The organism is Actinoallomurus acanthiterrae, assembly GCF_054775715.1.
Genome location: NZ_BAAHCO010000001.1, coordinates 9,879,067 through 9,904,930, shown reverse-complemented (window position 1 = coordinate 9,904,930; position 25,864 = coordinate 9,879,067). Strand labels below are relative to the sequence as shown.

Annotated in this window: 19 protein-coding genes; 16 read left to right on the top strand and 3 right to left on the bottom strand. The window is 71.1% G+C overall.

From position 1 onward, the window contains the following. The first annotated feature begins 40 nt into the window (after positions 1 to 40). The 11 genes from ACYVF7_RS46620 (at position 41) to ftsY (ending at position 11,441) form a co-directional block, all read left to right on the top strand. A complete protein-coding gene (locus tag ACYVF7_RS46620) occupies positions 41 to 625 on the top strand; it encodes a YceD family protein (protein ID WP_460352500.1) in 585 nt (194 codons plus the stop codon). A 1-nt stretch (position 626) separates the two neighbouring features. After that, the gene (gene rpmF / locus ACYVF7_RS46615; protein WP_285569124.1) at positions 627 to 803 is read left to right on the top strand and encodes a 50S ribosomal protein L32; all 177 of its coding nucleotides are present in this window, start codon (positions 627 to 629) and stop codon (positions 801 to 803) included. Between the two features lie 211 nt (positions 804 to 1,014). Continuing rightward, positions 1,015 to 1,698 (top strand): ribonuclease III, encoded by a 684-nt coding sequence (gene rnc / locus ACYVF7_RS46610; RefSeq protein ID WP_460358486.1) that lies wholly within the window; start codon positions 1,015 to 1,017, stop codon positions 1,696 to 1,698. A 108-nt stretch (positions 1,699 to 1,806) separates the two neighbouring features. Next, complete coding sequence (mutM, locus tag ACYVF7_RS46605; RefSeq protein ID WP_460352498.1) at positions 1,807 to 2,661, top strand: bifunctional DNA-formamidopyrimidine glycosylase/DNA-(apurinic or apyrimidinic site) lyase; 855 nt, start codon at positions 1,807 to 1,809, stop codon at positions 2,659 to 2,661. A gap of 115 nt (positions 2,662 to 2,776) precedes the next feature. Continuing rightward, positions 2,777 to 3,055: an acylphosphatase gene (locus ACYVF7_RS46600; RefSeq protein WP_460352496.1), complete on the top strand. Its 279-nt coding sequence runs from the start codon at positions 2,777 to 2,779 to the stop codon at positions 3,053 to 3,055. A gap of 167 nt (positions 3,056 to 3,222) precedes the next feature. Continuing rightward, positions 3,223 to 3,420 carry a hypothetical protein gene (locus ACYVF7_RS46595; RefSeq protein ID WP_345443759.1) on the top strand — a complete coding sequence of 66 codons (198 nt, stop codon included), beginning with the start codon at positions 3,223 to 3,225 and terminating at the stop codon, positions 3,418 to 3,420. 428 nt (positions 3,421 to 3,848) lie between these two features. Then, entirely contained in the window at positions 3,849 to 7,511 is a 3,663-nt protein-coding gene (smc, locus tag ACYVF7_RS46590) for a chromosome segregation protein SMC (RefSeq protein WP_460352494.1), read from the top strand. A 129-nt stretch (positions 7,512 to 7,640) separates the two neighbouring features. Next, the gene (locus ACYVF7_RS46585; protein ID WP_460352492.1) at positions 7,641 to 8,042 is read left to right on the top strand and encodes a globin domain-containing protein; all 402 of its coding nucleotides are present in this window, start codon (positions 7,641 to 7,643) and stop codon (positions 8,040 to 8,042) included. 37 nt (positions 8,043 to 8,079) lie between these two features. Then, positions 8,080 to 9,192 (top strand): globin domain-containing protein, encoded by a 1,113-nt coding sequence (locus tag ACYVF7_RS46580; protein WP_460352490.1) that lies wholly within the window; start codon positions 8,080 to 8,082, stop codon positions 9,190 to 9,192. 10 nt (positions 9,193 to 9,202) lie between these two features. Beyond that, positions 9,203 to 9,850, top strand: a complete 648-nt coding sequence (locus ACYVF7_RS46575) for a DivIVA domain-containing protein (RefSeq protein WP_460352488.1) — start codon at positions 9,203 to 9,205, stop codon at positions 9,848 to 9,850. Between the two features lie 430 nt (positions 9,851 to 10,280). Then, on the top strand, positions 10,281 to 11,441 hold the full coding sequence (gene ftsY / locus ACYVF7_RS46570) for a signal recognition particle-docking protein FtsY (RefSeq protein WP_460352486.1): 1,161 nt from the start codon (positions 10,281 to 10,283) through the stop codon (positions 11,439 to 11,441). Positions 11,442 to 11,503: 62 nt separating this feature from the next. Here the strand turns inward: ftsY and ACYVF7_RS46565 are convergent, their stop codons facing one another. Next, a complete protein-coding gene (locus ACYVF7_RS46565; protein WP_460352484.1) occupies positions 11,504 to 13,582 on the bottom strand; it encodes an ATP-binding protein in 2,079 nt (692 codons plus the stop codon). A 156-nt stretch (positions 13,583 to 13,738) separates the two neighbouring features. Continuing rightward, positions 13,739 to 16,087, bottom strand: a complete 2,349-nt coding sequence (locus tag ACYVF7_RS46560) for an ATP-binding protein (protein WP_460352482.1) — start codon at positions 16,085 to 16,087, stop codon at positions 13,739 to 13,741. 320 nt (positions 16,088 to 16,407) lie between these two features. Between ACYVF7_RS46560 and ACYVF7_RS46555 the strand changes: the two genes are divergently transcribed. The 4 genes from ACYVF7_RS46555 (at position 16,408) to ACYVF7_RS46540 (ending at position 22,151) form a co-directional block, all read left to right on the top strand. Beyond that, positions 16,408 to 17,838, top strand: coding sequence for an ammonium transporter (locus ACYVF7_RS46555; RefSeq protein WP_460352480.1), 1,431 nt, complete (start codon positions 16,408 to 16,410; stop codon positions 17,836 to 17,838). Beyond that, positions 17,835 to 18,173 (top strand): P-II family nitrogen regulator, encoded by a 339-nt coding sequence (locus ACYVF7_RS46550; protein WP_360898526.1) that lies wholly within the window; start codon positions 17,835 to 17,837, stop codon positions 18,171 to 18,173. The genes ACYVF7_RS46555 and ACYVF7_RS46550 overlap by 4 nt, the downstream gene beginning before the upstream one ends. 2 nt (positions 18,174 to 18,175) lie before the next feature. After that, positions 18,176 to 20,512: a [protein-PII] uridylyltransferase gene (locus tag ACYVF7_RS46545; protein ID WP_460352478.1), complete on the top strand. Its 2,337-nt coding sequence runs from the start codon at positions 18,176 to 18,178 to the stop codon at positions 20,510 to 20,512. Positions 20,513 to 20,720: 208 nt separating this feature from the next. Continuing rightward, entirely contained in the window at positions 20,721 to 22,151 is a 1,431-nt protein-coding gene (locus ACYVF7_RS46540; RefSeq protein WP_460352476.1) for a hypothetical protein, read from the top strand. 46 nt (positions 22,152 to 22,197) lie between these two features. On the opposite strand, the gene ACYVF7_RS46535 is transcribed toward ACYVF7_RS46540, so the two are convergent. Beyond that, entirely contained in the window at positions 22,198 to 23,853 is a 1,656-nt protein-coding gene (locus tag ACYVF7_RS46535; protein ID WP_460352474.1) for an acetolactate synthase large subunit, read from the bottom strand. A 248-nt stretch (positions 23,854 to 24,101) separates the two neighbouring features. Here ACYVF7_RS46535 and ffh point away from each other — a divergent pair, with 248 nt between their 5' ends. After that, a complete protein-coding gene (gene ffh, locus ACYVF7_RS46530) occupies positions 24,102 to 25,652 on the top strand; it encodes a signal recognition particle protein (protein ID WP_460352472.1) in 1,551 nt (516 codons plus the stop codon). Positions 25,653 to 25,864: the final 212 nt, after the last annotated feature.

Sequence of the window (25,864 nt, the reverse complement as noted above, 5' to 3'; positions counted from 1 at the left end):
AACCTTGCCAATCGACCTTGTACGACGGCGGTGATGCGCCATGCCTCACGGAAGCAGGAAGAACCTGACCCGCATCGATCCCCGGGCTCCATTCGTGATCGACACGATCGCGCTGGGCCGCAGACCGGGATCGATGCGCGAGGATTCCAGGACCGTGGCGGCTCCGGCGGATCTCGGCGTCGAGATGGTCGGTGTCCCCGAGGGCGCCGACATCGAGCTGGACTTTCGGCTCGAGGCGGTCATGGAGGGCGTGCTCGTCTCGGGCACGGCGCGGGCACCTCTCACGGGAGAGTGCGCGCGTTGCCTGGAGCCGGTCACCTCGTCCATCGAGGTGGACTTCCAGGAGCTCTTCGTCTACTCCGACACTCGCTCCGGCGAGAGCGCGGAGGATGACGAGTTCCGTCTCGAGGGAGATCTCATCGATCTCGAGCCGGTGGTCCGGGACGCGATGGTGCTCGCACTGCCGCTGTCCCCGCTGTGCCAGGACGACTGTCCCGGCCTGTGCTCGGAGTGCGGGGTGCGGCTGGCCGACGCCGAGCCGGACCACGATCATGAGGCCGTCGACCCCCGGTGGGCGGCATTGCAGGGCATGTTGGATCAACGACAAGAAGACCAGGAGGGCTGACGTGGCCGTACCTAAGCGGAAGAAGTCGCGCAGCAACACGCGGCACCGTCGCTCGCAGTGGAAGACCCAGGCGCCGACTCTCGTGCGCTGCCCGCAGTGCCGCGACGAGAAGCTGCCGCACACCGCGTGCCCGACCTGCGGCACGTACAACCGCCGACAGGTCATCGACGTGGCCTGAGCGACGTACCCGGGGGCGGCCACCACGCCGCCCCCGACCCGTCTTGCGATGAAGACTCGCCCGAGGCCGTGGCGGACGCCGGAGACACCCGGCGTGCGCCTCGCCCTCGCGGACCCTTCCTCGGAGGAAGAACCGTGAGAATGCCCAACGACGCGACCCCCGTTGTGGGGGCCGCGTGAAGACCGATCATTCGGCGTCCGACCGTGGTCCGCTGGAAGACGCCCTCGGCGTCAGCCCCGACGCGGCGCTCCTCGAACGCGCCCTGACCCACCGGTCCTACGCCTACGAGAACGGCGGACTGCCGACCAACGAGCGCCTGGAGTTCCTCGGCGACTCGGTGCTCGGCCTCATCGTCACCGACACCCTCTTCCGCAACCATCCGGACCTGCCCGAGGGACAGCTCGCCAAGCTCCGGGCCGCGGTGGTCAACATGCGCGCCCTCGCCGGCGTGGCCCGCACGCTCGGCCTGGGCGCCTACATCCGGCTCGGCCGCGGCGAGGAGGGCACCGGAGGGCGCGACAAGTCCTCGATCCTCGCCGACACGCTCGAGGCGCTGATCGGCGCGGTCTACCTCGACCTCGGCCTCAAGGCCGCCGACGAGCTGGTCCACCGGCTGTTCGACCCGCTGATCACCCGCTCGGCCAGCCTGGGCGCCGGGCTGGACTGGAAGACCTCCCTGCAGGAGCTGACCGCCACGGAGGAGCTCGGCGTTCCCGAGTACCACGTGGAGGAGAGCGGCCCGGACCACCAGAAGACGTTCCGCGCCGTGGTGGTCGTCGGCGGTACGGAGTACGGCCGCGGCGAGGGGCGCAGCAAGAAGGAGGCCGAGCAGCAGGCGGCCGAGGCCGCGTGGCGGGCGATCCGCGAACGCTCCGGCGAGAAGCCCCAGGAGTGACGCACGCCCGCTGACCCGCGTCGCCGCCGAAGGTGTTCCCCCGGGACGCCGCGACTGGTGTCGGGTCCAGTGGTGGTGCCGGTCCGTACGTCGAGTTGGAGGTGTGCCGTGCCCGAGCTTCCCGAGGTGGAGGTCGTACGGCGAGGCGTCGAGCGCTGGGTGGTCGGCCGTACGGTCCGGTCGGCCGAGGTGTTGCATCCTCGCGCCGCGCGCCGGCATGTGGAGGGTCCCGCGGATCTGGCGGTGCGGATGACCGGCCGGACCGTCACGGCGGCGCGACGGCGCGGGAAGTACCTCTGGCTCCCGGTCGGCGACGACGAGGCGCTGCTGGCCCACCTCGGCATGAGCGGTCAGCTGATCGTCGACGATCCGGAGCGGCCGCCGGAGAAGCACCTGCGCGCCCGGTTCACCTTCGCCGACGGGGGGCCGGACCTGCGCTTCATCGACCAGCGCACCTTCGGGCACCTCATGCTGGCCCCGACTGTGGACGACGTACCCGAGCCGATCGCGCACATCGCCCCGGATCCGCTCGAGGACGCCTTCGACGAGGAGACGTTCTACCGGGCCCTGCGGCGCCGGCACACCGGGGTGAAACGGGCGCTCCTCGACCAGTCGCTGATCAGCGGCGTGGGCAACATCTACGCCGACGAGGCCCTGTGGCTTGCCCGGCTGCACTGGGCGCGCCCGACCGAGACCCTCACCCGGCCGGAGGTGACGCGCCTGCTGACGGGGGTGCGCGAGGTCATGGCCGCGGCCCTCAAGGCGGGCGGCACCTCCTTCGACAGCCTCTACGTCAACGTGAACGGCGAGAGCGGCTACTTCGAGCGGTCGCTCAACGTCTACGGGCGGCGCGACGAACCCTGCGCGCGGTGCGGCGGCCCCATCCGCCGCGACGCCTTCATGAACCGCTCCTCCTTCACCTGCCCCACCTGCCAGCCACGTCCCCGCCGTGCGCACTACTGACCCCGAGCCGAGGCCGAGAGGCCGGTCGGGAAGGCCGCGGCCCTTCCGGGCTGTCCGGAAACGGTGTTTTTCGTGCTCGATGGGCTACGCGGTGTACACGCCTACGATCAGGGGAATGGATGATGACGTACGGCTTACCGCCTGGGTGCGGGGCCGGGTGCAAGGCGTCGGCTTCCGGTGGTGGGTGCGCTCCCGCGCACTGGAACTCGGCTTGACCGGTTCGGCGAGCAATCTCGTGGACGGCCGGGTCGAAGTGATCGCCGAGGGGCCGCGTAAGGCATGCGAAGTGCTTTTGGAGCTGTTGCGTGGTGGAACGGCGCCGGGAAGGGTCACCGGTGTATCAGAACGCTGGACCGAGCCGCGTGGCGGTCTTCAAGGCTTCGCCGAACGGTGATCGGTCTGGGAGGTCTGCTAAACTTGTACGGACAGGTTGTTACGGGTCTGTGACATCTGTCTTGACCGGCTCTCCTGCCGGTGCGACCCTAGTTGTTACGCGCACCTCAAGTAGCTCTTCGTGCGCGACCATTCCTGCTGGTCACTCAGCGTGGAGGACCCTTAATCATGGCGAAGGCTCTACTCGGCCACGTCGGCGGTCCGGACCCCCGCATGGTTGCGGAGATGCGGCGCCTGCAGCAACGTGTCCGTGACCTGGAGGCCGAGCTCGTACGGCTCCAGTCCGAAAACGACGCGCTTGCCGCTGTTGCTGACAATGAAGTCATGGCGCTTGCCGTCAAGGATCGCGAACCGGCGCTGACCTGACGTCAGCGTCGCTCGTTTAAAAGGGACGTCGACCTGACGTCCCTTTTTGTTCGCCCCGTCGTCACCGTTCCGCGGTGCATGCATATTCGGCCGAGCCGGTCGTCATGCAATGTCCGGGGAAACATTTTCATGATCGAATTCCCTGGTCCGTACGGGGAATTCCGGCCGGTCTTCGAACCGGGCCGTCCGTTCGCCCCGTTGTGACGGATACCACAGCCCGCGTCCGGCGTACCTGCGCGAGGCTGTCCGCCACGGTGGGGAATCCGCCGGAGACATGCCACGTGCGGCGTCCGACCATGGCACATTGGTGAAAGTCGGATACCCGGCCCGGAAGGTGCCGGACGGTATCGTGCGGGGATGGCCGGGCGCCGTGGGCCCGGCGCGGGGCGGTCCACCCGCCGGCGGTGGCAGAAAGGATCGGTGGACGCTTGTACTTGAAGAGCCTCACACTGCGGGGTTTCAAGTCCTTCGCGTCCTCGACCACGCTGCGCCTGGAGCCCGGGATCACCTGTGTCGTCGGTCCGAACGGCTCGGGCAAGTCCAATGTCGTCGACGCGCTCGCCTGGGTGATGGGGGAGCAGGGCGCCAAGTCGCTGCGCGGCGGCAAGATGGAGGACGTGATCTTCGCGGGCACCTCCTCGCGCCCGCCGCTCGGCCGCGCCGAGGTCGTCCTCACGATCGACAACTCCGACGGCGCGCTGCCCATCGACTACACCGAGGTCAAGATCAGCCGGCTGATGTTCCGGTCCGGGCAGAGCGAGTACTCCATCAACGGCGATCCCTGCCGCCTGCTGGACGTCCAGGAGCTGCTGTCCGACTCCGGCATCGGCCGGGAGATGCACGTCATCATCGGGCAGGGACAGCTCGACCGCGTCCTGCACTCCGGCCCCGAGGGTCGGCGGGCGATGATCGAGGAGGCCGCCGGCGTCCTCAAGCACCGCAAGCGCAAGGAGAAGGCCCTCCGCAAGCTCAACGCGATGCAGGCCAACCTCACGCGCGTGGAGGACCTCACCACCGAGCTGCGTCGCCAGCTCAAGCCCCTGGGCCGGCAGGCGGAGATCGCCCGGCGGGCGGCGGTCATCCAGTCCGAGCTGCGCGACGCGCGGCTGCGGCTCCTCGCCGACGACCTGGTGGCCCTCACCACCAAGCTGGAGCAGGAGGCGGCCGACGAGGCGAGCATCCGCGAGCGCCGTACGGCGGTGGAGCAGGCCCTGAGCCAGGCCCAGCAGCGGGAGGCCGCTCTGGAGACCGAGGCGGCCGAGCAGGCCCCGGTCCTCGCCAAGGTCCAGGACACCTGGTACCAGCTGTCCTCGCTGCGCGAGCGCCTGCGCGGCGTCGGCGAGCTCGCCGCGGAGCGGCACCGCAACGCGGTCGAGGCGCAGGCGGAGGAGCGCCGGGGCCGCGACCCGGAGGACATGGAGCGTGAGGCCGCGCAGATCCGGGAGCAGGAGGAGGTCCTGGGCGCCCGGCTCGAGGCGGCGCAGGACCTTCTGGCCGAGGCCGTGGACGAGCGTGCCACCGCCGAGTCGGCCCTGAAAGAGGAGGAGTACCGCCTGCAGGACGCCGCGCGGGCGGCCGCCGACCGCCGCGAGGGGCTCGCCCGGCTGCGTGGCCGGGTCGAGGCCCTGGGCAGCAAGGTGCAGGCCACCGAGGCGGAGATCGGCCGGCTCCAGGAGGCGCTCGCCGACGCGCGGGAGCGCGCGGCGGCGGCCCAGGCCGAGTACGAGGAGCAGGACACCGAGGCCGCGGAGGACCCGGAGCTGGCCGCCGAGCACGAGCGCGCCCAGGAGGTCCTCGAGCAGGCCAAGGAGGCCGCCGAGCAGGCACGCGAGGCCGTCGAGGAGCCCCGGGGACTGCTCAAACAGGCGCGCGACCGGGTGGCCGCCGCGCGGGGCGCCGACCAGGCGGCGCAGAAGAACGTCACGGCGCTGCAGGCCCGCGTCGAAGCCCTGGACCAGACGATGGGCAGCGCGGCCGACGGCGGGGAGATCCTGCTCGCCGCCGACCTCGACGGCGTCCTCGGCACGATGGCGTCCCTGCTGTCGGTCGAGCCGGGCGCCGAGATCGCGGTCGCCACGGCGCTCGGCGCGGCCGCCGAGGCCGTCGCCGTCGCCTCGCTCGACACCGCCGAGGCCGCACTGACCCTGCTGCGCGCCGAGGACGCCGGGCAGGCCGGCGTCGTCGTCGGCGCGCGCCTTCCCGACCAACCCGCGCCCGACAGGGGTCCCGCTCTGCCGGACGGCGCGCGCCTGGCGGTCGACCTGGTCACCGCCCCTGAGCCGGTACGGGCCGCGGTCCGCCACCTGCTGGCCGGTGTCGTGGTGGTCGACGACCTGCCCGCCGCCGCCGCACTCGTACGGCACCAGCCCGAGCTGCGGGCGGTGACGCGCGAGGGCGACCTGCTCGGCGCCCACTGGGCGCTCGGCGGCGGCAAGCGGCAGAGCCTGCTGCAGATGCGCTCCGCACGCGACGAGGCCGCCGAGGGGCTCGCCGCCGCCGAGGCGAAGGCCGAGGGCACCGCCGTCGCCCTGGAAGAGGCCGTCGCGGAGGAGCAGCGCGCTCAGGCGGTGCTGGAGGCCGCGCAGGCGGCGGTCGGCGAGGCCCAGACCGGCGTGAACCGCGCTCAGGCGGGCCTGGACAAGGTACGCGCCCGGATGCGGGAGGCGGCGGCCGAGGCGGCGCAGGAGGCCAAGCAGGTGGCGCGGCTGCAGGCCGCGGCCCAGGCGGCCCGGCAGGAGGCCGAGCGCCTGGCCCGGTCGCTGAGCGCCGCCGAGGAGGCCCGTGACCGCGACCTGATGGCCGCCGCCGAGCTGCGCGAGCGCCTGGAGATCGCCGAGGCCGAGCCGGTCGAGGAGGACGATCAGGACACCGCCCGCCGCGACGAGCTGAACGAGCGTTGCCAGCAGCTGCGGTCGGCCGAGATGGAGACGCGGCTGAACGTCCGCACCGCCGAGGAGCGGGTCGCCGCCATCGCCGGCCGGGCCGACCAGCTGGAACGGGCCGCCGCCCGTGAGCGCGAGGAACGCGCCCACGCCGCCGAGCGCCGCCGGCGCCGGGAACGCGACGCCCAGGTGGCGCAGGCCGTCGTCGCCGGCGCCCAGCGGGCGCTGGCCGCCATCGAGGTCTCGATCAGCGCGGCCGTCGCCGAGCGCGAGACGCACGAGGAGGCGCGTGCCGCCCGCGAGGAGGAGCTGAAGACCGTCCGGACCCGGGTGCGGGAGCTCACGGCCGAGCACGAGAAGCTCGTCAACGTCGCGCACGGCAGCGAGGTCGCGCGGGCCGAGCAGCGGCTGCGCCTGGAGCAGTTCGAAGAGCGCGCGATGGAGGAATACGGGCTCGAGGTCGAGGTGCTGATCGCCGAGTACGGCCCGGATCAGGCGGTGCCCCCGGCCCCGGACGCCCCCGAGGACGCCACGCCCGAGCCGTACGACCGGGCGAAGCAGGAGAAGCGCGCCAAGCAGGCCGAACGCCAGCTGGCCCAGCTGGGCAAGGTGAACCCTCTGGCCCTGGAGGAGTTCGCGGCGCTGGAGGAGCGTCACGCCTTCCTGACCTCCCAGCTGGAGGACCTGAAGAAGACCCGCCGGGACCTGCTCACCGTGGTGAAGGAGGTCGACGACCGCGTCCAGCAGGTGTTCGCCGCCGCCTACGCGGACACCGAGCGGGAGTTCACCGGCATCTTCTCCCGGCTGTTCCCGGGCGGGGAGGGCAAGCTGTCGCTGACCGACCCGGAGGACATGCTCGCGACCGGGATCGAGGTCGAGGCGCGGCCTCCGGGCAAGAAGGTCAAGCGGCTGTCGCTGCTGTCCGGCGGCGAGCGCTCCCTCGTGGCCGTCGCCTTCCTGGCGGCGATCTTCAAGGCGCGGCCGTCGCCGTTCTACGTGCTGGACGAGGTCGAGGCCGCGCTGGACGACACCAACACCCAGCGGCTCCTCTCCATCTTCGAGGAACTGCGTGCGTCGTCGCAGCTCATCGTCATCACCCACCAGAAGCGGACGATGGAGTCCGCGGACGCCCTCTACGGCGTCAGCATGCGCGGCGACGGCGTGACCCAGGTCGTCAGCCAGCGCCTTCGCGAACACGAGCCGGCCTGAGATAAGGCTTCCGGATCCGTTGTCAAGAGGGTCCTAGCTCCCACATATCGTTACTTTCGTCACATTTTGCCCTGGTCTCGCTAGAGTCACGCCGGTCACCTCAAGGCGCAAAAACTCCAGGAGGTCAACGTGGACCCGCAGCGTCTCAAAGGCAACTTCGCGCAGGTAGCGACCCACGGCATGGACGTGGCCGAGTATTTCTACGCCGACCTGTTCCAGCGCAATCCGCAATACCGCTCCCTCTTCCCGGCGTCGATGCAGCGCCAGCAGGAGGTCCTGCTGGAGGCACTCGTGCAGATCGTGGCGCTCGTGGACGACCCGGAGCGGCTCGTTCCGTATGTCCAGGAACTGGGCCGCGCGCACGGCGGGTTCGGCGTCACCGCGCAGCACTACCCCGAGGTGGGCACCAGCCTCGTCGCGACGCTCAGGTACTTCAGCGCCGACGACTGGAGCGCCGAGCTGGAGAAGGACTGGGTGGAGGCGTACGGCGTGGTCGCCGACGTCATGGTGCAGGCCGCCGGCCAGAACTAGCCCCGGCGCGCCGGCCCACCCGACTTCGGGAGAATGTGTGGATGCTCAACGTCTGAAAGACAACTTCGCTCACGTGGCGCAGCACGGCGACCAGGTGGCGCTGTTCTTCTACTCTGATCTCTTCCTGCGGAATCCGCGGCTGCGGGAGATGTTCCCCGTCGGCATGAGCCATCAGCGCGATCGTCTGCTGTCCGCGCTGGGACGCATCGTGTCGCAGGTCGACAACCTCTCGGAGATCGTTCCGTTCGTGCAGCAACTCGGCCGGGATCACCGCAAATTCGGAGTGGAGGCCCTGCACTATCCCGAAGTCGGGGCGAGCCTCGTCGCGACCCTCCGCTACTTCTCCGGTCCCTCGTGGAGCGAGGAACTCGCGCAGGACTGGACGGACGCCTACAACCTGCTCTCGAAGGTCATGATCGAGGCGGCCCAGGAGGACTCCTCGACACGCCCGTCCTGGTGGAACGCCCAGGTCGTCGCGCACGAACGCCGGCGCTTCGACCTGGCGATGATGCGGGTCCTCCCCGACCGGCCATTCGCGTACCAGCCCGGACAGGCGGTCTCGCTCGAGGTGCCGGCCCGGATGCGGATGTGGCGCTACTACTCGATGGCGAACGCCCCCCGGCCAGACAACACCCTGGACTTCCACGTCCAACTGATCGACGGCGGACCGGTCAGCCCGGTCCTCGTCCGAGCGCTCGCCGTCGGCGACTGGATCAAGCTCGGTCCGCCGGTCGGCACGATGACCTTCGACGAACGGTCAGGACGTGACGTGCTCCTCATCGGCGGGAGCACGGGCCTGGCACCGCTCAAGGCGATTCTCGAGCAGATCGCCGCGCGTCCGACTCCGCCGCGCGTCCACCTGTTCTTCGGCGCGCGATACGTCGACGGGCTGTACGACCTGGACGACCTGCAGAAGCGGGCGGCCGGGTGGCCCTGGCTCACCGTCATCCCCACGGTCTCCGACCACGATCCCGGCCCCACTGCCGAGCGCGGCACGCTCGCCGACGTCATCGGACGGTACGGACAGTGGCAGAACCATGACGCCTACGTCTGCGGCTCCCCCGGAATGACCGACGCGACCGTCGACCGGCTCCTGCGGCTGGGGCTGAGCCACGATCGCATCCGAACCGACAAGTACGCGGACGCATAAGAGGAGACCAATGACCTCCCCCGATATCCATGCCGCCCGTCTCACCCCGGCGGAGTTGCAGTCGGTGAACTTCCATCGCGCTCCACTGGGCCGCAGGGGGTTCGACGAGGACCAGGTGAGGGCGTTCCTCGGCCAGGTCGAGCAGGAGCTGGTCCGCGTACTCAACGAGAAGGCGGCCCTGGAGAACGAGGTCGGCCGGCTGCGGGAACGCATGAAGGGCAACGTGCCGGGCGCGAACGCGGTCCAGCCGGAGGACGCCCACATCCAGGCCGTGCGGATCCTGTCGAACGCACAGCAGACCGCGGACCAGTACGTCGCCGACGCGCAGCGGTACAGCCGGGAGATCGCCGAAGAGGCTCGGCGCGGCCGCGAGGAGATCCTCTCCGACGCGCGGTCCCGCGCCTCCCTCGTCCTGGAGGAGGCCCACCGGCAGGCGTCGAACGCCGCCGCGGCGGTCACGCCGTCGACCGAGCCGATGTCCGGGGACGAACGGCAGAAGCTCGAACGCGAGATCGCCTATCTGCGGACGTTCAGCGACGTCTACCGGACCCACCTTCGCACCTATCTCGAGGCGCTGTTGCGCAATGTCGAGGAGTGGGAGACGTCCGAGCGCGACGCGGTCTCCCACACCCGCGCGGCACTTCCCCGCATGGACTGACCCGTCCCCGGCGGCACTGGCCCTGCTCGGCGATGATTCGCTCGCCGATTTCGCGGTGGCGTTGCCGCCCGGGATCCTCCTCGGGACCGGGCCGCCGGCCGCACGCCGGCCAGGCGGCCTCAACGCGCCGGCCAGGCGGCCCCCATGTGCCGGCCAGGCGGCCCCCGCGCTGGCCAGGCGGGCCTATCGCGCCGACCAGGTGGCGGGGCGGGGTGTGATCGCACCGACGGATGGTGGACGGGTGGGACCGGGCGAAGTACGGCCGCACCTGCGGTTGGTGAGCAGGTAGGGATCGGGCGGGGGTACGGGGCCGCACCTGCGGTTGGTGAGCGGGTACGGATCGGGCGGGGGTACGGGGCCGCACCTACGGGCGGTGAGCGGGTAGGGACCGGGTGGGCAGCCGGATCCTTCTGCGAGACTGGGACACGCTATGGAATACGTGATTCTCGCCATCGCCATCGTCGTGCTCGCCGTCGTGGCGGGCGGGTTCTTCCTGGTCCGGGGTCGACGCGGTGCGGCACCGCCGCCGCGGGCACCGGAAGCGCCCACGACGCCCGAGGCCCCTCGCGGCGGCACCGCCGTCATCGAGGAAGAAGAGACCGTCGCGCCGCCCGCCCGGGCGCCGGTCCCCGAGGCGCCGCCCGCCCCGCCCGAGATCGAGGTGCCGCCGCCGTCCGCCGGCCGCCTCGTACGGCTGCGGGCGCGGCTCTCCCGCTCCCAGAACGCCCTGGGCAAGACCCTGCTCACCCTGCTGTCCCGCGAAACGCTGGACGACGACGCCTGGGACGAGATCGAGGACACCCTCGTCCAGGCCGACGTCGGCGTCGCACCCTCCCGGCAGATCGTCGAAGACCTGCGCACCAAGGTGAAGGTCTACGGCTCGCGGACTCCGGATGAGGTCCGCGGACTGCTCAAGGACGAGATGCTCGCCCAGATCGGCAAGGACTTGGATCGCTCCCTGCGCACCGAGCCGCACGGCGCCCAGCCGGCGATCATTCTCGTGGTCGGCGTCAACGGCACGGGCAAGACGACCACCTGCGGCAAGCTCGCGCGGGTGCTCGTCGGCGACGGCCGGTCCGTCCTCCTCGGGGCGGCCGACACGTTCCGTGCCGCCGCCGCCGACCAGCTGCAGACCTGGGGTTCCCGGGTCGGCGCCGAAGTCGTGCGCAGGGACGAGGGCGCCGACCCGGCGAGCGTCGCGTTCGAGGCGGTGAAGAAGGGCATCGAGAACCGCGTCGACACGGTCATCGTCGACACCGCGGGCCGCCTCCACACGAAGACCGGCCTGATGGACGAGCTCGGCAAGGTCAAGCGCGTCGTCGAGAAGCAGGCCCAGGTCGACGAGGTCATTCTCGTGCTCGACGCGACGACCGGGCAGAACGGCCTGCGCCAGGCCCGCGTGTTCGCCGAGGTCGTCGACGTCACCGGCATCGCGCTGACCAAACTGGACGGCACCGCCAAGGGCGGCATCGTCATCGCGGTCCAGCGTGAGCTCGGCGTCCCGGTCAAGCTCGTCGGTCTGGGGGAGGGCCCCGACGACCTGGCGCCCTTCGACCCCGAGGGCTTCGTCGACGCCATCCTGGGCGGCTGACCCCCGAACGGCCGCGACGCCGAAGCCCCGCGGCTCCGGCGTCGCGTCGGCGGTCGGGACGGTCAATCCTCGCGGAGGGCGTCGGCGACGGCGACGGCCAGGGTCAGTCTGGCCCCGCCACGGAACGCCGTGCTGAACGCCCTGCGCCCGAGAGCCTCCTGGGCGCGCGTCTCGCACCGCTGGTGGGAGCTGACGTGGTACGGCAGCTGGGTCGGTGAGAAGCCGATCTCCTGCCAGACGCGGTCCGCGGCGCCGAGCAGGCGGGCCGCCCGCTCGTGGGCGCCGCGGGCGCCCGCGGTCCAGGCCAGCACCTCCAGGAACTGGGCGAGCCCCCAGCGGTCCTCGATCACGGCCCAGGGGCCGGCGACCTGGCGCATCATCGCCTCCGCCTGCCGCCAGTCGCCCTGCTTCCATGAGGCGACGCCGATCGCGAACAGCGCGTACGCCCGGAACAGGGGCGCGTCCTTGGCGTCGCAGAGGGCCACGAGCTCCTCGCCCAGTGCTGCGGCGAGGTTCGGATCCTCCGAGACGCAGAACATCGACGCCAGGTAGAGGTTGAGTCCGACGGCGTCGAGGTCACCGGTGGCCCAGTGACGGTCCCGGGCCTCCTTCATCAGGGCGAGCCCGCGACGGCCGTCCCCGGTGGACAGCGCGGCGATGCCGGACACCATCGTGGCGTACGCCGAGGCCGTCGTGTTCCCGGCCGCGTCGGCGAGCGGGCGGCACTCGTCGATCCGCGCGAGAGCCCCGGGGATATCACGCTGGTAGAGGGCGAGCAGGGCGTCGACCCACAATGCGGTGATCCGGGCGTCCACGGGAGCGGGCACGAGGTCCAGCCCGCGCTCCAGCCAGTGGCGACCCTCGGTGAGGGCCCCGGCGAGCAGCCAGAACCCCCACATCGACGAGGCGATCTCCAACCCCGAGGGTGCCGAGGCCGGGTGGCCGTAGCATCCCTCGATGGCTATACGCAGGTTGGGCAGCTCGACCTGCAATGTCCGAAAGCGGTCGAGCTGATCGGCGGTCATCTGGTCGATCCGGCACCGCTGGGCCAGTGCCCCGTAGTGGACGCAGTACCGCTCGAGCAGTCGGCGTTCCTCGGGTGCGTCCAAGAGCTCACGCCCGTACGCGCGGATGCTGTCGAGCATGCGGTAACGCGTGCCTGCACCGGCCCGTTCGGCGGTCAGGACCGACTTGTCCACCAGATCGGCGCAGAGGTCGAACACGTCCTCGGTGGCGATGTCCCCGCCGGAGCAGATCTCTTCGGCGGTGTCGAGGTCGACGCCGCCGGGGAAGGTGGCGAGGCGGGCCCAGAGGTGTTGTTCGGCGGGGGAGCACAGGTCGTGGCTCCAGTCCATGGTGGCGCGGAGGGTTCGGTGGCGGGGGAGGGCGGTGGTGCTGCCGCCGGTGAGGGTGGTGATGCGGTCGTCGAGTTCGCGGAGGAGTTGGTCGATGGGGGTGGTGCGTAGGCGGGCGGCGGCGAGTTCGATGGCGAGGGGGATGCCGTCGAGGCGTGCGGAGATGCGGGCGAGGGCGGGGGCGTTGGTGGCGTTGACGGTGAAGTCGGGGTTCACGGTGGCGGCCCGGTCGCTGAACAGCCGCACCGCCTCGCACCGGGCGATCTCGCGCACGGGGTCGTGCTCGTCGGCGACCGCGAGAGAGGGGATGGCCAGCACCTGCTCGCCGGTCAGCCCGAGCCGGTGCCGGCTGGTGGTCAGCACGCGCAGGCGCGGAGCGGCCCGCAGCAGGTCGTTCACGAGGTCCGCGCACGCCTGCAGCAAGTGCTCGCAGTTGTCCAGCACCAGCAGCGTCCGCTTGTCGGCCAGGTAGTCGGCGAGAAGGGGGATGATCTGGCGGTCCCCCTGCCGGAGGCCCAGGGCCGCGGCCACGGCCGGCCCGAGCAGGCCGCCCTCCTCGAGGGTGGCCAGCTCCACGACCTCGACTCCGTCGGGGAACCAGCCGCGTACGGCCCTGGCGGCCCGAAGGGCGAGTCGGGTCTTGCCGACGCCGCCCGGGCCGGTGAGCGTGAGCAGGCGTGTGCGCGGGAGGAGCCGTCGCACCTCGGACATCTCGCGCTTGCGGCCGACGAAGCTCGAGCCGTCGGTGGGCAGGTGATCCCTGGCCAAAAGGTCCTGATCGGGCATTTCTCTCCAGGGTAGGAGATTCAGCGGGGCGAGGGGGGTGGGGCCGTCGATCGACCTCAGGTCCCGAGCCGCGCTCGCCCTTGTCGCTCCGCGGCCGGTCGTTCCGTACCGACCACATATCGCGGTCCAGTCCCTATCGGCCGCTCGCCGCTCGAGTCACCGGTGGCCTGGGCGGCGTACGGAGTCGTGCTCGGGGGCCTCATCGGCGAGTTCCGCGATCCACGCGGCGATCTGGGCGCGTGAGGTGAAGCCGAGTTTGCGCAGGATGCGCTCCACGTGTCCCTCGGCGGTCCGCTGGGCGACCACGAGCGCGGCCGCGATCTCCTTGTTGCTCAGCCCCTTGGCGACGAGCTTCGCCACCTCCATCTCACGGCCGGTCAGCGGCGAGGGCGCTCCCTTCGCCGCGTGCGGCGCGGACCGCACGTCGTCTTCCTGGAGGGCGGAGGCCGCCGCACGATCGAGCGACATGCCGCAGCCCTCCCGGAACAGGGCGTCGAACCGCTCGGCGCCGAGACGGTCCCGGACCGCCGTCTCGCAGTCGTCGTGGTACTCCGTGAGGTAGCCGAACGGCGGGCCGCCCACCAGGCGCCAGATGTTCCGCAGTGCGCCGAGCAGCCGGGCGGCACGCTCCGGGTCGCCTTCGTCGGCGGCGATCCAGGCCAGGACGTCGATGCACAGCGCGGTGCCGAGGCGGTCGTCGAAGGGCCGCTTGAGCCGGATGGCCTGCTGTTCGAGCTCTGTCGCGCGTTTCAGATCGCCCTGCCGCCAGATCTCGATCCCGAAGACGGACAGCGTGTAGGAGCAGAACCAGCGGTCGTTGCGGGCCTCGCAGAGCCGCCGGCACTCCTCGAACAGCGCGACGGCCTCCTCGGAGCGTCCGAGGAGGGAGTAGGCGGTGGCGAGGTACATGAGGGAGTTCGCCACGCCGGCCGGATGTCCCAGCTGCCGGTGGCGGGCGAGGGCGTCCTCCAGGAGGGTCACGGCTTCGTCCAGCTCGTGCCGGATCAGCGCGGCGAGGCCCGCGACGTACTGGCACTGGGCGAAGGTCACCGGGTCCTCGACCGGGTCGGTGAGCGCGCGGCTCCTGTCCAGCATCGGGTCGGCGGCCGCGAAGTCGCTCTGCAGGACGGCCAGCCGGGCGTGCACGCACAGGCTAGCGGCGCGGGCGGCGGGTGACGTCGAATCGCTGCTCAGGAGCGCCTCGAGCCAGCGCCGGCCCTCGTGCACGAGCCCGGCCGCGATCCAGTAGAACCGCAGCCTGGAGGCGATGGCGAGGCCGGCATCGATCTCTCCCGGTGTCGCGAGGCAGTAGTCGAGGGCGGCGCGGATGTTGCCGTGCTCCAGCCGCAGCCGGTCGAAGCAGGTGACCTGGTCGGGGCCGAACCACGCCTCGTCCATGCGGGCGACCAGATCCCGGTAGTAGTCGCGGTGGCGTCGCAGGATGAGGTCTTCGGCGCCGGAGGCGACCAGGCGTTCCCGGCCGTACTGGCGGATGGTCTCCAAAAGCCGGTACCGGACCGCCCCCGGATGCTCTTCGCGCACGAGCACGGACTTGTCGACCAGCCCGCCCACCAGATCCAGCATGTCCTCACGCGCGATGCCGTCCCCGGCGCACACCTGCTCGGCGGCCTCCAGGTCCAGGCCGCCGGAGAACACCGAGATCCGCGCCCACACCAGCCGCTCGGCCTCGGTGCACAGCCCATGACTCCAATCGATCAACGCCCGCAACGTCTGATGCCGCGGCAACACCGCCCGCGACCCCGACGTCAACAGGCGGAACCGATCATCCAACCGGGCGAGAAGCTGCTGCACCGACAACGCCCGAAGGCGCACCGCCGCCAGCTCGATCCCCAACGGCAACCCGTCCAGCCTGCGGCAGATCCGCTCCACGATCTCCCGGTTGTCCTCGGTCACCGCGAATCCCGGCACCACCGCCTCGGCCCGCTCGGCGAACAACCGCACCGCATCTCCCGCCACCACCGCATCCCCGGAGACCACCGGCAACGTCGGCACCGACAACGTCTGCTCACTCCCCACACCCAAGGGTTGGCGACTCGTCGCCAGAATCCGCAGCCCCGGCGCCGACCGCAACAACGCGTCCGCCAGCACCGCACACGCCGGCACCATGTGCTCACAGTTGTCCAAGATCACCAGGGCCTGGGCGTCCCGCAGATGATCGATCAGCACCTCCAGCGCCGGACGCGCCGAATGATCCCGGATCCGCAACGCCTCACACACCGCCGGCACCAGCAGATCAGGATTGTTCAGATCCGCCAGCTCCACCAGCCACACCCCATCGGCGAACGCCCGCCGCAGCACCGCCCCCACCCGACCGGCCAGCCGGGTCTTACCCACCCCACCAACACCCGTCAACGTCACCAACCGCGACACCGACAACAACCGCTTGACCTCGGCCACCTCATGCCGACGCCCCACGAAACTCGTCACCTCGGCCGGCAGTCCGTGCATCTGTCCGGGCCGTACGGTGTTGGATACCCCCGCCATGGCTCCGCCTCGGGCCCACCCGGAGCGATCCGCTCCGGCTTACGGCCCAGGTCACAGCGTATGCGCGCCCGTCGGCCCGCGGCGACCCGTCCGTCCTACGCGGCGGTGACCGAAGCGGCCTCCGAGGTCCAGGAGACCGCTGTGACAGTTGTGATCTCTTTTTTGGTCATTTACGGCCATATGCCGTGAGAAAACCGAAACACACCTGAAACATCGGGCCGAAGGGTTTCACACCGCCGAAACACTCATGCCCCGCTGGTGAAACCGCGCTGCTCGAAGCTCCAGAGCAGTATCGACACCTCACCGAAGGGACGGCCCGCATGCCGCCGGACGTTCTCAAACTCATGAATTCGGGCGACACCGCCTGGCTGCTCGCGAGCGCGGCCCTCGTCCTGCTGATGACCCCCGGCCTCGCATTCTTCTACGGCGGCATGGTCCGGCAGAAGAGCGTCCTCAACATGCTGATGATGAACTTCGCCACCATCGGCATCGTCAGCGTCCTCTGGGTCTTCTACGGCTACTCGCTCGCGTTCGCCAAGGACGTGGGGAACTACGGGTTCATCGGCGGTCTCGGCAAGATCGGCCTCAAGGACACGCTGATCTCCGCCTCCGGCACGTCGCCCGAGCTGGCGTTCGTGGCGTTCCAGCTCATGTTCGCCATCATCACCCCGGCGCTCATCAGCGGCGCCGTCGCCGACCGGATCAAGTTCGGCGCCTGGTGCGTGTTCGTCGCGATCTGGGCGACGGTCGTGTACTTCCCGGTGGCCCACTGGGTGTTCTTCTTCGGTGACCTGTCGACGACCAAGGACGGCGGCTTCCTCGCCGACCACATCGGCACCCTCGACTTCGCCGGCGGCACCGCGGTCCACATCAACGCCGGTATGGCCGGCCTCGCCCTGGCCCTGGTGGTCGGCAAGCGCGTCGGCTGGCCCAAGGAGCCGATGCGGCCGCACAACGTCCCCTTCGTGCTGCTCAGCGCCGGCCTGCTGTGGTTCGGCTGGTTCGGGTTCAACGCGGGCTCCGCGCTGGCGGCCAACGCCCAGGCGTCCGTGGCGTTCGTCAACACGCAGGTCGCCACGGCCGCGGCGGCGCTCGGCTGGATCATCACCGAGAGGATCCGCTACGGCAAGCCGACCGCGCTCGGCATGGCCTCCGGCGCCGTCGCCGGTCTCGTCGCCATCACCCCGGCCTGTGCCTCGGTGAACCCGGTCGGCGCGGTCGTCCTCGGCGTCATCGCCGGTGCGCTGTGCTCGGTGGCCGTCGGACTGAAGAACAAGTTCGGCTTCGACGACTCGCTCGACGTCGTCGGCGTGCACGCGGTCGGCGGTGCGGCGGGCGCCCTGCTCATCGGCTTCCTCGCGACTCCCACGGTGACCGGCATCCTCACCCCGGCAAAGGGCGACGGGCCCGCCGGACTGCTGTACGGCGGGGGCTTCGGCCAGCTCGGCAAGCAGGCGATCGGCGTGGTCATGGTCGCCGTGTACTCCTTCGTCGTCACCTGGGTCATCGCCAAGGTCCTCGACAAGATCATGGGCCTGCGCGTCAGCGAGGAGGACGAGGTGTCCGGCATCGACCTCGCCGAGCATGCCGAGACCGCGTACGAGATCAGCCCCTCCCACGGCGGGACCCCCGGATCGGGCATCCTGGCGACGCTCACCGTCGGCAAGCCGACCGCCGGCGATGAGGCGGCATCCAACGGCGGTCCGACGTCCGTGGAGCCGGGCGACAAGAAGGTGGAGGCGGAGGCATGAAGCTCGTCACCGCGGTGATCAAGCCCTTCAAGCTGGACGACGTCAAGGCGGCGCTCGAGACGTTCGGCGTGCACGGCATGACGGTCAGCGAGGCCAGCGGGTACGGCCGCCAGCGCGGCCACACCGAGGTCTACCGGGGCGCGGAGTACAAGGTCGACCTCGTTCCCAAGCTCCGGGTCGAGGTCCTCGTCGACGACGAGGACGCCGACGACATCGTCGACGTCATCGTCAAGGCGGCCCAGACCGGCAAGATCGGCGACGGCAAGGTCTGGTCGGTCCCAGTCGACACCGTCGTCCGCGTCCGTACCGGGGAGACCGGGCCGGAGGCGCTGTAAGCGTGGCGGACGTGATCGGGGGAGCGCACGGCCCGGCGGGCGAGGTCGTCCCGCCGGGCCGTGAGGTCTCCAGGGTCTCCGCGACGGACGAGGCCCGTGCCGCGCTCGGGGCGGCACGGGCCGCGCGCACCCGGGAGCTGGACCGCGAGCTCGCCCGCCTGCTCGGCGCCGAGGCCGACGTGGCCCTGGTCGCCGTGGGCAGCCACGGACGTGAGGAGCTCACCCCGGGCGGCGACCTCGACCTGGTCCTCCTGCACCGAGGCCGGCCGGACATCTCCGCCCTCGCCGACCGCGTCTGGTACCCGATCTGGGACTCGGGGAAGCGCCTGGACCACTCGGTGCGCACCCCCGAGGAGGGACGCGCCGTCGCCCGCGAGGACATGAAGGCCGCCCTCGGCCTGATCTCGGCCCGGCACGTCGCCGGTGACCCGGCGCTGACGCGGGAACTCCGCGACGCCGTCCTGACCGACTGGCGGGCCGACGCCCGCCGCCGTCTGCTGGAGCTGCGGGAGATGTCCCGGTCCCGCTGGAGCCGCTACGGCGAACTGGCGTTCCTGCTCGAACCCGACCTGAAGGAGTCGCGCGGCGGGCTGCGCGACGTCCACGCGATGCAGGCGGTCGCGGCGGCCTGGGTGGCGCCCGCTCCGACGGCCCGGGTGCGGGAGGCGTACGCCCTGCTCCTCGACGTCCGGCACGCGCTGCACGAGCACACCGGGCGCGGGGGCGACCGCCTCGTGCTCCAGGAACAGGACGCCGTGGCCGGCGCGCTCGGCCTCCTGGACGCGCACGCCCTGCTGCGCGCCGTCGCCGAGGCCGCCCGTACGGTCACGTACGCCGCCGACCACGCCTGGCGTACGGTGGGCCGCTTCTGCTCCCCGCCGGGACGCCCCGTCCGCAGGCCGCTCGCCGACGGGGTCGTCGAGCAGGACGGGGAGGTCGTGCTCGCGCTCGGCGCCGACCCCGGCAAGGACCCCGTGCTCGTGCTCCGCGCCGCCGCGGCGGCCGCGCAGGCGGGCCTGCCCCTCGCCATCGCGACCGTCGAGAAGATGGCCAAGGAGGCCGCGCCGCTTCCCGTCCCCTGGCCGCCGCAGGCCCGCGACGCGCTGGTCACCCTGCTCGGCGCCGGCCCCGCAGCCATCGGCGTGTGGGAGGCGCTCGACCAGGCCGGCCTGATCGTCCACCTCCTGCCCGACTGGGAACGCGTCCGCAACCGCCCCCAGCGCAACCCGGTCCACACCTTCACCGTCGACCGGCACCTCGTGGAGACCGCCGCCCGCGCCGCCGCGCACACCCGCGACGTCGCCCGGCCGGACCTCCTGCTCGTCGGCGCCCTCCTGCACGACATCGGCAAGGGCTGGCCCGGCGACCACTCCCGTACGGGCGCGGTCATGGCCCGCGACCTCGGGCAGCGCCTCGGGTTCGACGCGGCCGACGTTCGGGCGCTGGAGGCGATCGTCCTGCACCACCTGGTGCTGCCGGAGACCGCGACCCGGCGCGACCTGGACGACCCCGTCACGATCGAGGCGGTCGCCGAGGCCGTCGGCGACCCCGTCGTGCTGGAGACCCTGGCCGCCCTCGCGATCGCCGACGGGCAGGCGACCGGACCGGCCGCGTGGGGTGCCTGGAAGGCCCGCCTCGTCGCCGAACTGGCCCGCCGGGTCGCCGCGGTGCTCGCCGGCGCGCCGCCGCCCGTGGCGCCCGACCCCACCCCCGAGCAACTGGCCCTCGCCCGCCACGGCGGCGGCGCCGTCCGCGTCACCGGCTCGCGGATCACGATGGTCGCGCCCGACCGTTCCGGCCTGCTCTGGCAGGCGGCGGGCGTGCTCGCGCTGCACCGCCTCGCCGTACGCGGCGCCCGTACGGTGTCCTGGGCGGCGGTCGCGCACGGGTCGGACGGCGACGGCCGTACGGAGACGGCCGTCCTGGAGTTCATCGCCGTCCCCGAGTACGGCTCCGGACCCGACCCGGCGGCCCTGGAGGCCGACCTGCGCCGCGTCCTCGCCGGGCGCCTCGACGTCGCGGCCCGGCTGGAACGCCGCGCCCGGTCGTACAAGCCCCGCAAGGGTGTCCCGGTGCCGCCGCCGCGCGTCACCCTCCTCGACGACGCCTCCAGCACCGCGACGGTCATGGAGGTGCGCGCCCACGACCGGCCGGGCCTCCTGTGGCGGATCGGGCACGCCCTCGGCTCCTGCGGCGTCCAGGTGCGCGGGGCCCGCGTCGAGACGCTCGGCGCGGAGGCCGTCGACGTCTTCTACGTCGTCGACGAGGACGGGAATCCGCTCGCCGACCTCGCCCTGCGCGAGACCATCCGCCGCAGCGTCCTCGACGTCGTGCGCTGACCTGCCCAGGCATCGTCGACGAGGACGGGAATCCGCTCGCCGACCTCGCCCTGCGCCAGACCATCCGCCGCAGCGTCCTCGACGTCGTGCGCTGACCTGCGCGCTCCTGACGGCCGGGTGAAGAGCGCCCGAAATACCCGTGTTGTGCATTGACGGTGCGCGTGGTGACCATGAGGCTGCTGGACGTTGGAGATCCCCAGGAGGTCTTGTGTCCAACGTCCATGTCACCAAGGGCAGATCGGCCGTCACCCGCGCTGCCGTGCCCGCCCTCGTCCTCGCCCTGTCCGGCGCCGCGGCGACACCCGCCCTCGCCGGCGGCGTCCCCACGGTCCAGCGCGGCCACGACCGTACGGTGACCTTCCGTACCGGTCACGCCGGAGAGGCGTTCGTCACCGTCACCGCCGCGGCCCCGGGAGTGTCCTGGGCCGTCAAGGGCCACGAGTCGGCGGTCCTGTCGCTGTTCGTCGACGGCCGGTACGCCACCGACGACGTCGTGCCCGCGGCCTTCCCGATCAAGCGGGAGTTCGCCCTCGGGCAGCTGCCCGCGGGCCGTCACACGCTCCGGCTCAGCGTCGCCGCCGACCGCTCGCCGGGCAAGAGCGTACGGGTGTCCGGCCTGGCGTTCCGTACGGTCGCGGCCGGGTCGCCGTCGTACACCGAGATGGCGCACGCACCCGTCCTGTACGGCCGCAACGGCACCGGCGGCACCTCCACCGGACCGTTCCAGAACAACGCCACCGACACCCCGCTGGTCGCCTGGCACGAGGACGTCCCGGCCAAGACGCCGGGACACCGGCTGCTCACGTACTCCTACATCTGGAGCAACGAGGACGGCGGCACGTCCACGCCGCAGCTCATGGCCCGCTGGGGCCGGACGTCCGACATCGAATGGATCTACCAGGTCGAGGTCGACGCCCAGGGCAAGCGGGTCCCCGGCACCGCCGTCTTCCAGGCGCCGAACCACGTCACGCAGCAGTTCGCGGGCACGTACGAGGGCGACCACCCGCTCCTGCAGACCTGCACGCTGAACAACAACATCTGCGACAAGGTCGACGACCCGATGCGGTTCTCGCTGTCCACCGCGCAGAGCCTCGACGCGGCCACCGAGGCCCGCGAACAGGTCATGGACCGCAACCCGTGGACGTACTGGGTGGTGGCGGCGGAGGCGCGCCGGGAGGGCCGCGTCGCGGCGGACCCGCCGACGACCTCCCAGACCCTCATCGCCGACCCGCGTGACTACCTCTACCTCGTCGTGCGCAAACAGACCGTCGACCCGCCGAACGGCACCGACTGGGTGGGCCTGTCGATCGGCGTGAAGCTCAAGGGCGACCCGACGCTGTACCGCTCGGACCACCTGTTCCCGGACCGCTCCATCAACCGGGACCTCCCCGCCGCCACGACGGTCCAGCTCCCGCCGGGGACGAAGCCGTCCGACATCGCCGAGATCACCGGCATCCGCGTGCCCGCCACGAGCAAGGACACCGGCGCCACGATCAAGGTGCAGGCGATCAACCGGGCGTTCTTCCTCGGCCGGAACGACCAGCCCGGCACGTCGTTCATCGCCGGCCCCACGCCCGCGACCCTGACCCCGCAGAACCCCACCGCCGTCCTCTACACGGCGCCCGCCACCGCCGGCTGAGAAGACCCTGACGTCCCCGGAGACTTCTCCGGGGACGTCCGCCGGGTCAGAACGGGTCGGTGAGCTCGCCGAGCTTCGAGGTGAGCCGGAGGTTCTCCGAGTAGTCGACCGGAACGGTGATCACCGACACGGTGTCCTGCTCGAGGGCCTCGCGCAGCGTCGGCAGGAGCGCGTCCGCCGACTCGACCCGGTAGCCCTTCGCGCCGAAGCTCTCGGCGTACTTCACGAAGTCCGGGTTGCCGAACGCGACGTTCGAGTCGCGGCCCATCTCCAGGTCCATCTTCCACTCGATGAGGCCGTACGCGTTGTCCTCCCAGATCAGCACGGTGATCGGGATGTTCTCCCGTACGGCGGTCTCCAGCTCCTGGGAGTTCATCAGGAAGGCGCCGTCGCCGGTGGCGGCCAGCACCTTCCGTTTGGGGTACGCGAGTTTGGCGGCGATCGCGCCCGGCACCGAGAAGCCCATCGACGACAGGCCGTTCGACACCAGCAGCGTGTTCGGCTCGTACGTCGGGTACATCCGCGCCATCCACATCTTCACCGCGCCGGTGTCGGCCAGGACGATGTCGTGCCGGCCCATCGCCTCCCGGATGTCGGTGACGATGCGGCGCGGGGACATGGGGAACCGGTCCTCCACGCGACCGCGGTCCAACTCCTCGTGGATCATCCGCCGGATCTTCTCGCCGGTGCCGCGCATGTCGAAGCGGCGGCGCACGGCGTCGGTGAGCGTCCGGAGGCTGTGCCGGATGTCGCCCTGGATGCCCACGTCGACGGGGTAGTGGTCGTCCACCTCGGCGGGGAACCGGTGAATGTGGATGATCTTCTTGTCGCCGTGTGGGTTGATCTTGACCGGGTCGAACTCCTGGAGCTCGTACCCGACGCAGATGAGGACGTCCGCCTCGTCGAAGCCGAAGTTGACGTAGTCGTGGCGCATGAAGCCGACCGCGCCGAGCGCGTGGTCGTGATCGTCGGGGAAGACGCCCTTGCCGTTGAACGTCGTCGCCACGGGGAGCCCGAGCCGTTCGGACAGGCGGACCAGCTCGTGGCTCGCGTGGTCGCGCGTGGCGCCGTGGCCGGCCAGCACGATCGGCTGGCGCGCCAGCGCGATGATGTCGGCAGCGCGCGCGATCTGGGAGGAGGAGGGCTCGTTCGCGCGTACGACGTTGATCGGGAGTGGTTTCAGGGACGCGTCGACCTTCGCCGACTCGACGTCCTCGGGGATCGCCAGGTAGACCGCGCCGGGCCGTTCGGTCTGCGCCGTCTTGAACGCCTTGCGGACCATCTCCGGCAGCGCCACCGGCGTCGGCGCCATGTCGGACCACTTCGTGATCGGCCGGAACAGCGACACCAGGTCGATGATCTGGTGCGACTCCTTGTAGATGCGGTCCAGGCCCACCTGCGCCGAGATGGCGACGACCGGCGTGCTGTTGGTCGTCGCGTCGGCGACCCCGAGCTGCAGGTTGATCGCGCCCGGCCCGAGCGTCGCCGAGGCGACGCCGGCCCGGCCGGTCAGCCGTCCGTAGATCTCGGCCATGAACGCCGCGCCCTGCTCGTGGCGTACGAGGACGTAGCGGATGGAGGATTCGTTGAGAGCGTCGACGAAGTGAATGTTCTCCTCGCCCGGGATGCCGAAGACGTACTCGACGCCTTCCGCCTCCAGACAGCGGACCAGGAGTTGTGCGGCCTCCACCTGCGGGTCCATGCGGACTTCCTCCCCCTTAAACGGGCTTGTTCACCTGATTTGGGGAAGTGTCGAGAGCGGGGTGGCATTCCGGGATGTGGCCGATCACACGTTCGGCGGTGTGCGGCCGTCCATGCCGCCGCGCCGGCGCCACTGGTGATACCGCGAACGCCGTGTCACAGTGATCCGTGGTGGTCGGCATCCGACGGCCGCTGAGCGGATAGTGTTGATGGTCGATCCCCGAAGCACCCTAGGACTGGTCCAGACACGTGTTCGAGACGCTTTCCGACCGCCTGACTACGGTCTTCTCCACGCTGCGCAGCAAGGGCAAGCTGTCCGAAGCCGACATCAACGCGACCGCGCGCGAGATCCGCGTCGCCCTGCTCGAGGCCGACGTGGCGCTGCCCGTCGTCAAGGACTTCGTCGCGCAGATCAAAGAGCGGGCTGCCGGCGCGGAGGTCTCCCGGGCGCTGAACCCCGCCCAGCAGGTCGTCCAGATCGTCAACGAGGAGCTCGTCAACGTCCTCGGCGGCGAGACGCGCCATGTGCGGTTCGCCAAGACCCCGCCGACCGTGATCATGCTCGCGGGTCTGCAGGGTTCCGGTAAGACCACCCTGGCGGGCAAGCTGGCGCGCTGGCTCAAGAGCGAGGGGCACGCGCCGCTGCTCGTCGCCGCCGACCTCCAGCGGCCCAACGCCGTGCAGCAGCTGCAGGTCCTCGGCGAGCGGGCCGGCACCGCGGTGTACGCCCCCGAGCCCGGCAACGGCGTGGGCGATCCCATCGAGGTCTCCCGGCAGTCGATCGAGCACGCCAAGCGCGCCCAGCACGACGTCGTCATCATCGACACCGCCGGCCGCCTCGGCATCGACGAGGAGATGATGCGCCAGGCGGCCGACATCCGCGACGCGGTCCGGCCCGACGAGATCCTCTTCGTCGTCGACGCGATGATCGGTCAGGACGCCGTCACCACCGCCCAGGCGTTCATGGACGGTGTCGGCTTCGACGGCGTGGTGCTCACCAAGCTCGACGGCGACGCCCGCGGCGGCGCGGCCCTGTCCGTCCGCCACATCACCGGCCGGCCGATCATGTTCGCGTCCACCGGTGAGAAGCTCGAGGACTTCGGCGTCTTCCACCCGGAGCGGATGGCGGGCCGGATCCTCGACATGGGTGACATCCTCACCCTGATCGAGGAGACCCAGAAGAAGTTCGACGCCGAGCAGACCGAGAAGTTCGCGTCGAAGTTCGCCTCGGGTGAGGACTTCTCCCTCGAGGACTTCCTCGAGCAGATGCAGATGATCCGCAAGCTCGGCCCGATCAAGAACCTCCTCGGCATGATGCCGGGCATGGGGCAGATGCGGCAGCAGATCGACCAGATCGACGACCGCGACCTCGACCGGATCGGCGGCATCATCAACTCGATGACGCCCGACGAGCGGCAGAACCCCAAGATGATCAACGGTTCGCGGCGAGCCCGCATCGCGCGCGGCTCCGGCGTCACCGTCACCGAGGTCAACAACCTCGTCACCCGGTTCTTCGACGCGCAGAAGATGATGCGTCAGGTGGCCGGCGGCATGGGCATCCCCGGCATGCCGGGCACCCGCCGCAAGCAGGCCAAGGCGGCGGCCAAGAAGGGCAAGGCCAAGGGCAAGCAGCGCAGCGGCGACCCCCGCAAGCGCGCCCAGCAGACGACCGGCAAGGCGCAGCGCACGGACGGCGCGCCGCAGGGCCTCCCGCCGGGCCTCGGCGGAGGGGTGCCGGGCCAGCTTCCGCCCGGCTTCCAGATGCCCGACCTGTCCAAGCTGCAGGGCAAGAAGAAGTAGTACGAGAACGACGGCCGCCCTTTCGCCCGGAGGAATCCGGGCGAAAGGGCGGCCGTCGGGCGTGTGACGCGGGTGCGCGATCACGCGAAGCCGTCGGCCGCGAGGATCATCACGACAGGTACCCAGGGCTCAATCCGGATGAATGACGCCAGAACCGCCCGGCGAGTCACGGTCGGTGTCAGGGAGAACGCGAAGAGTCCCCGACGCCACGA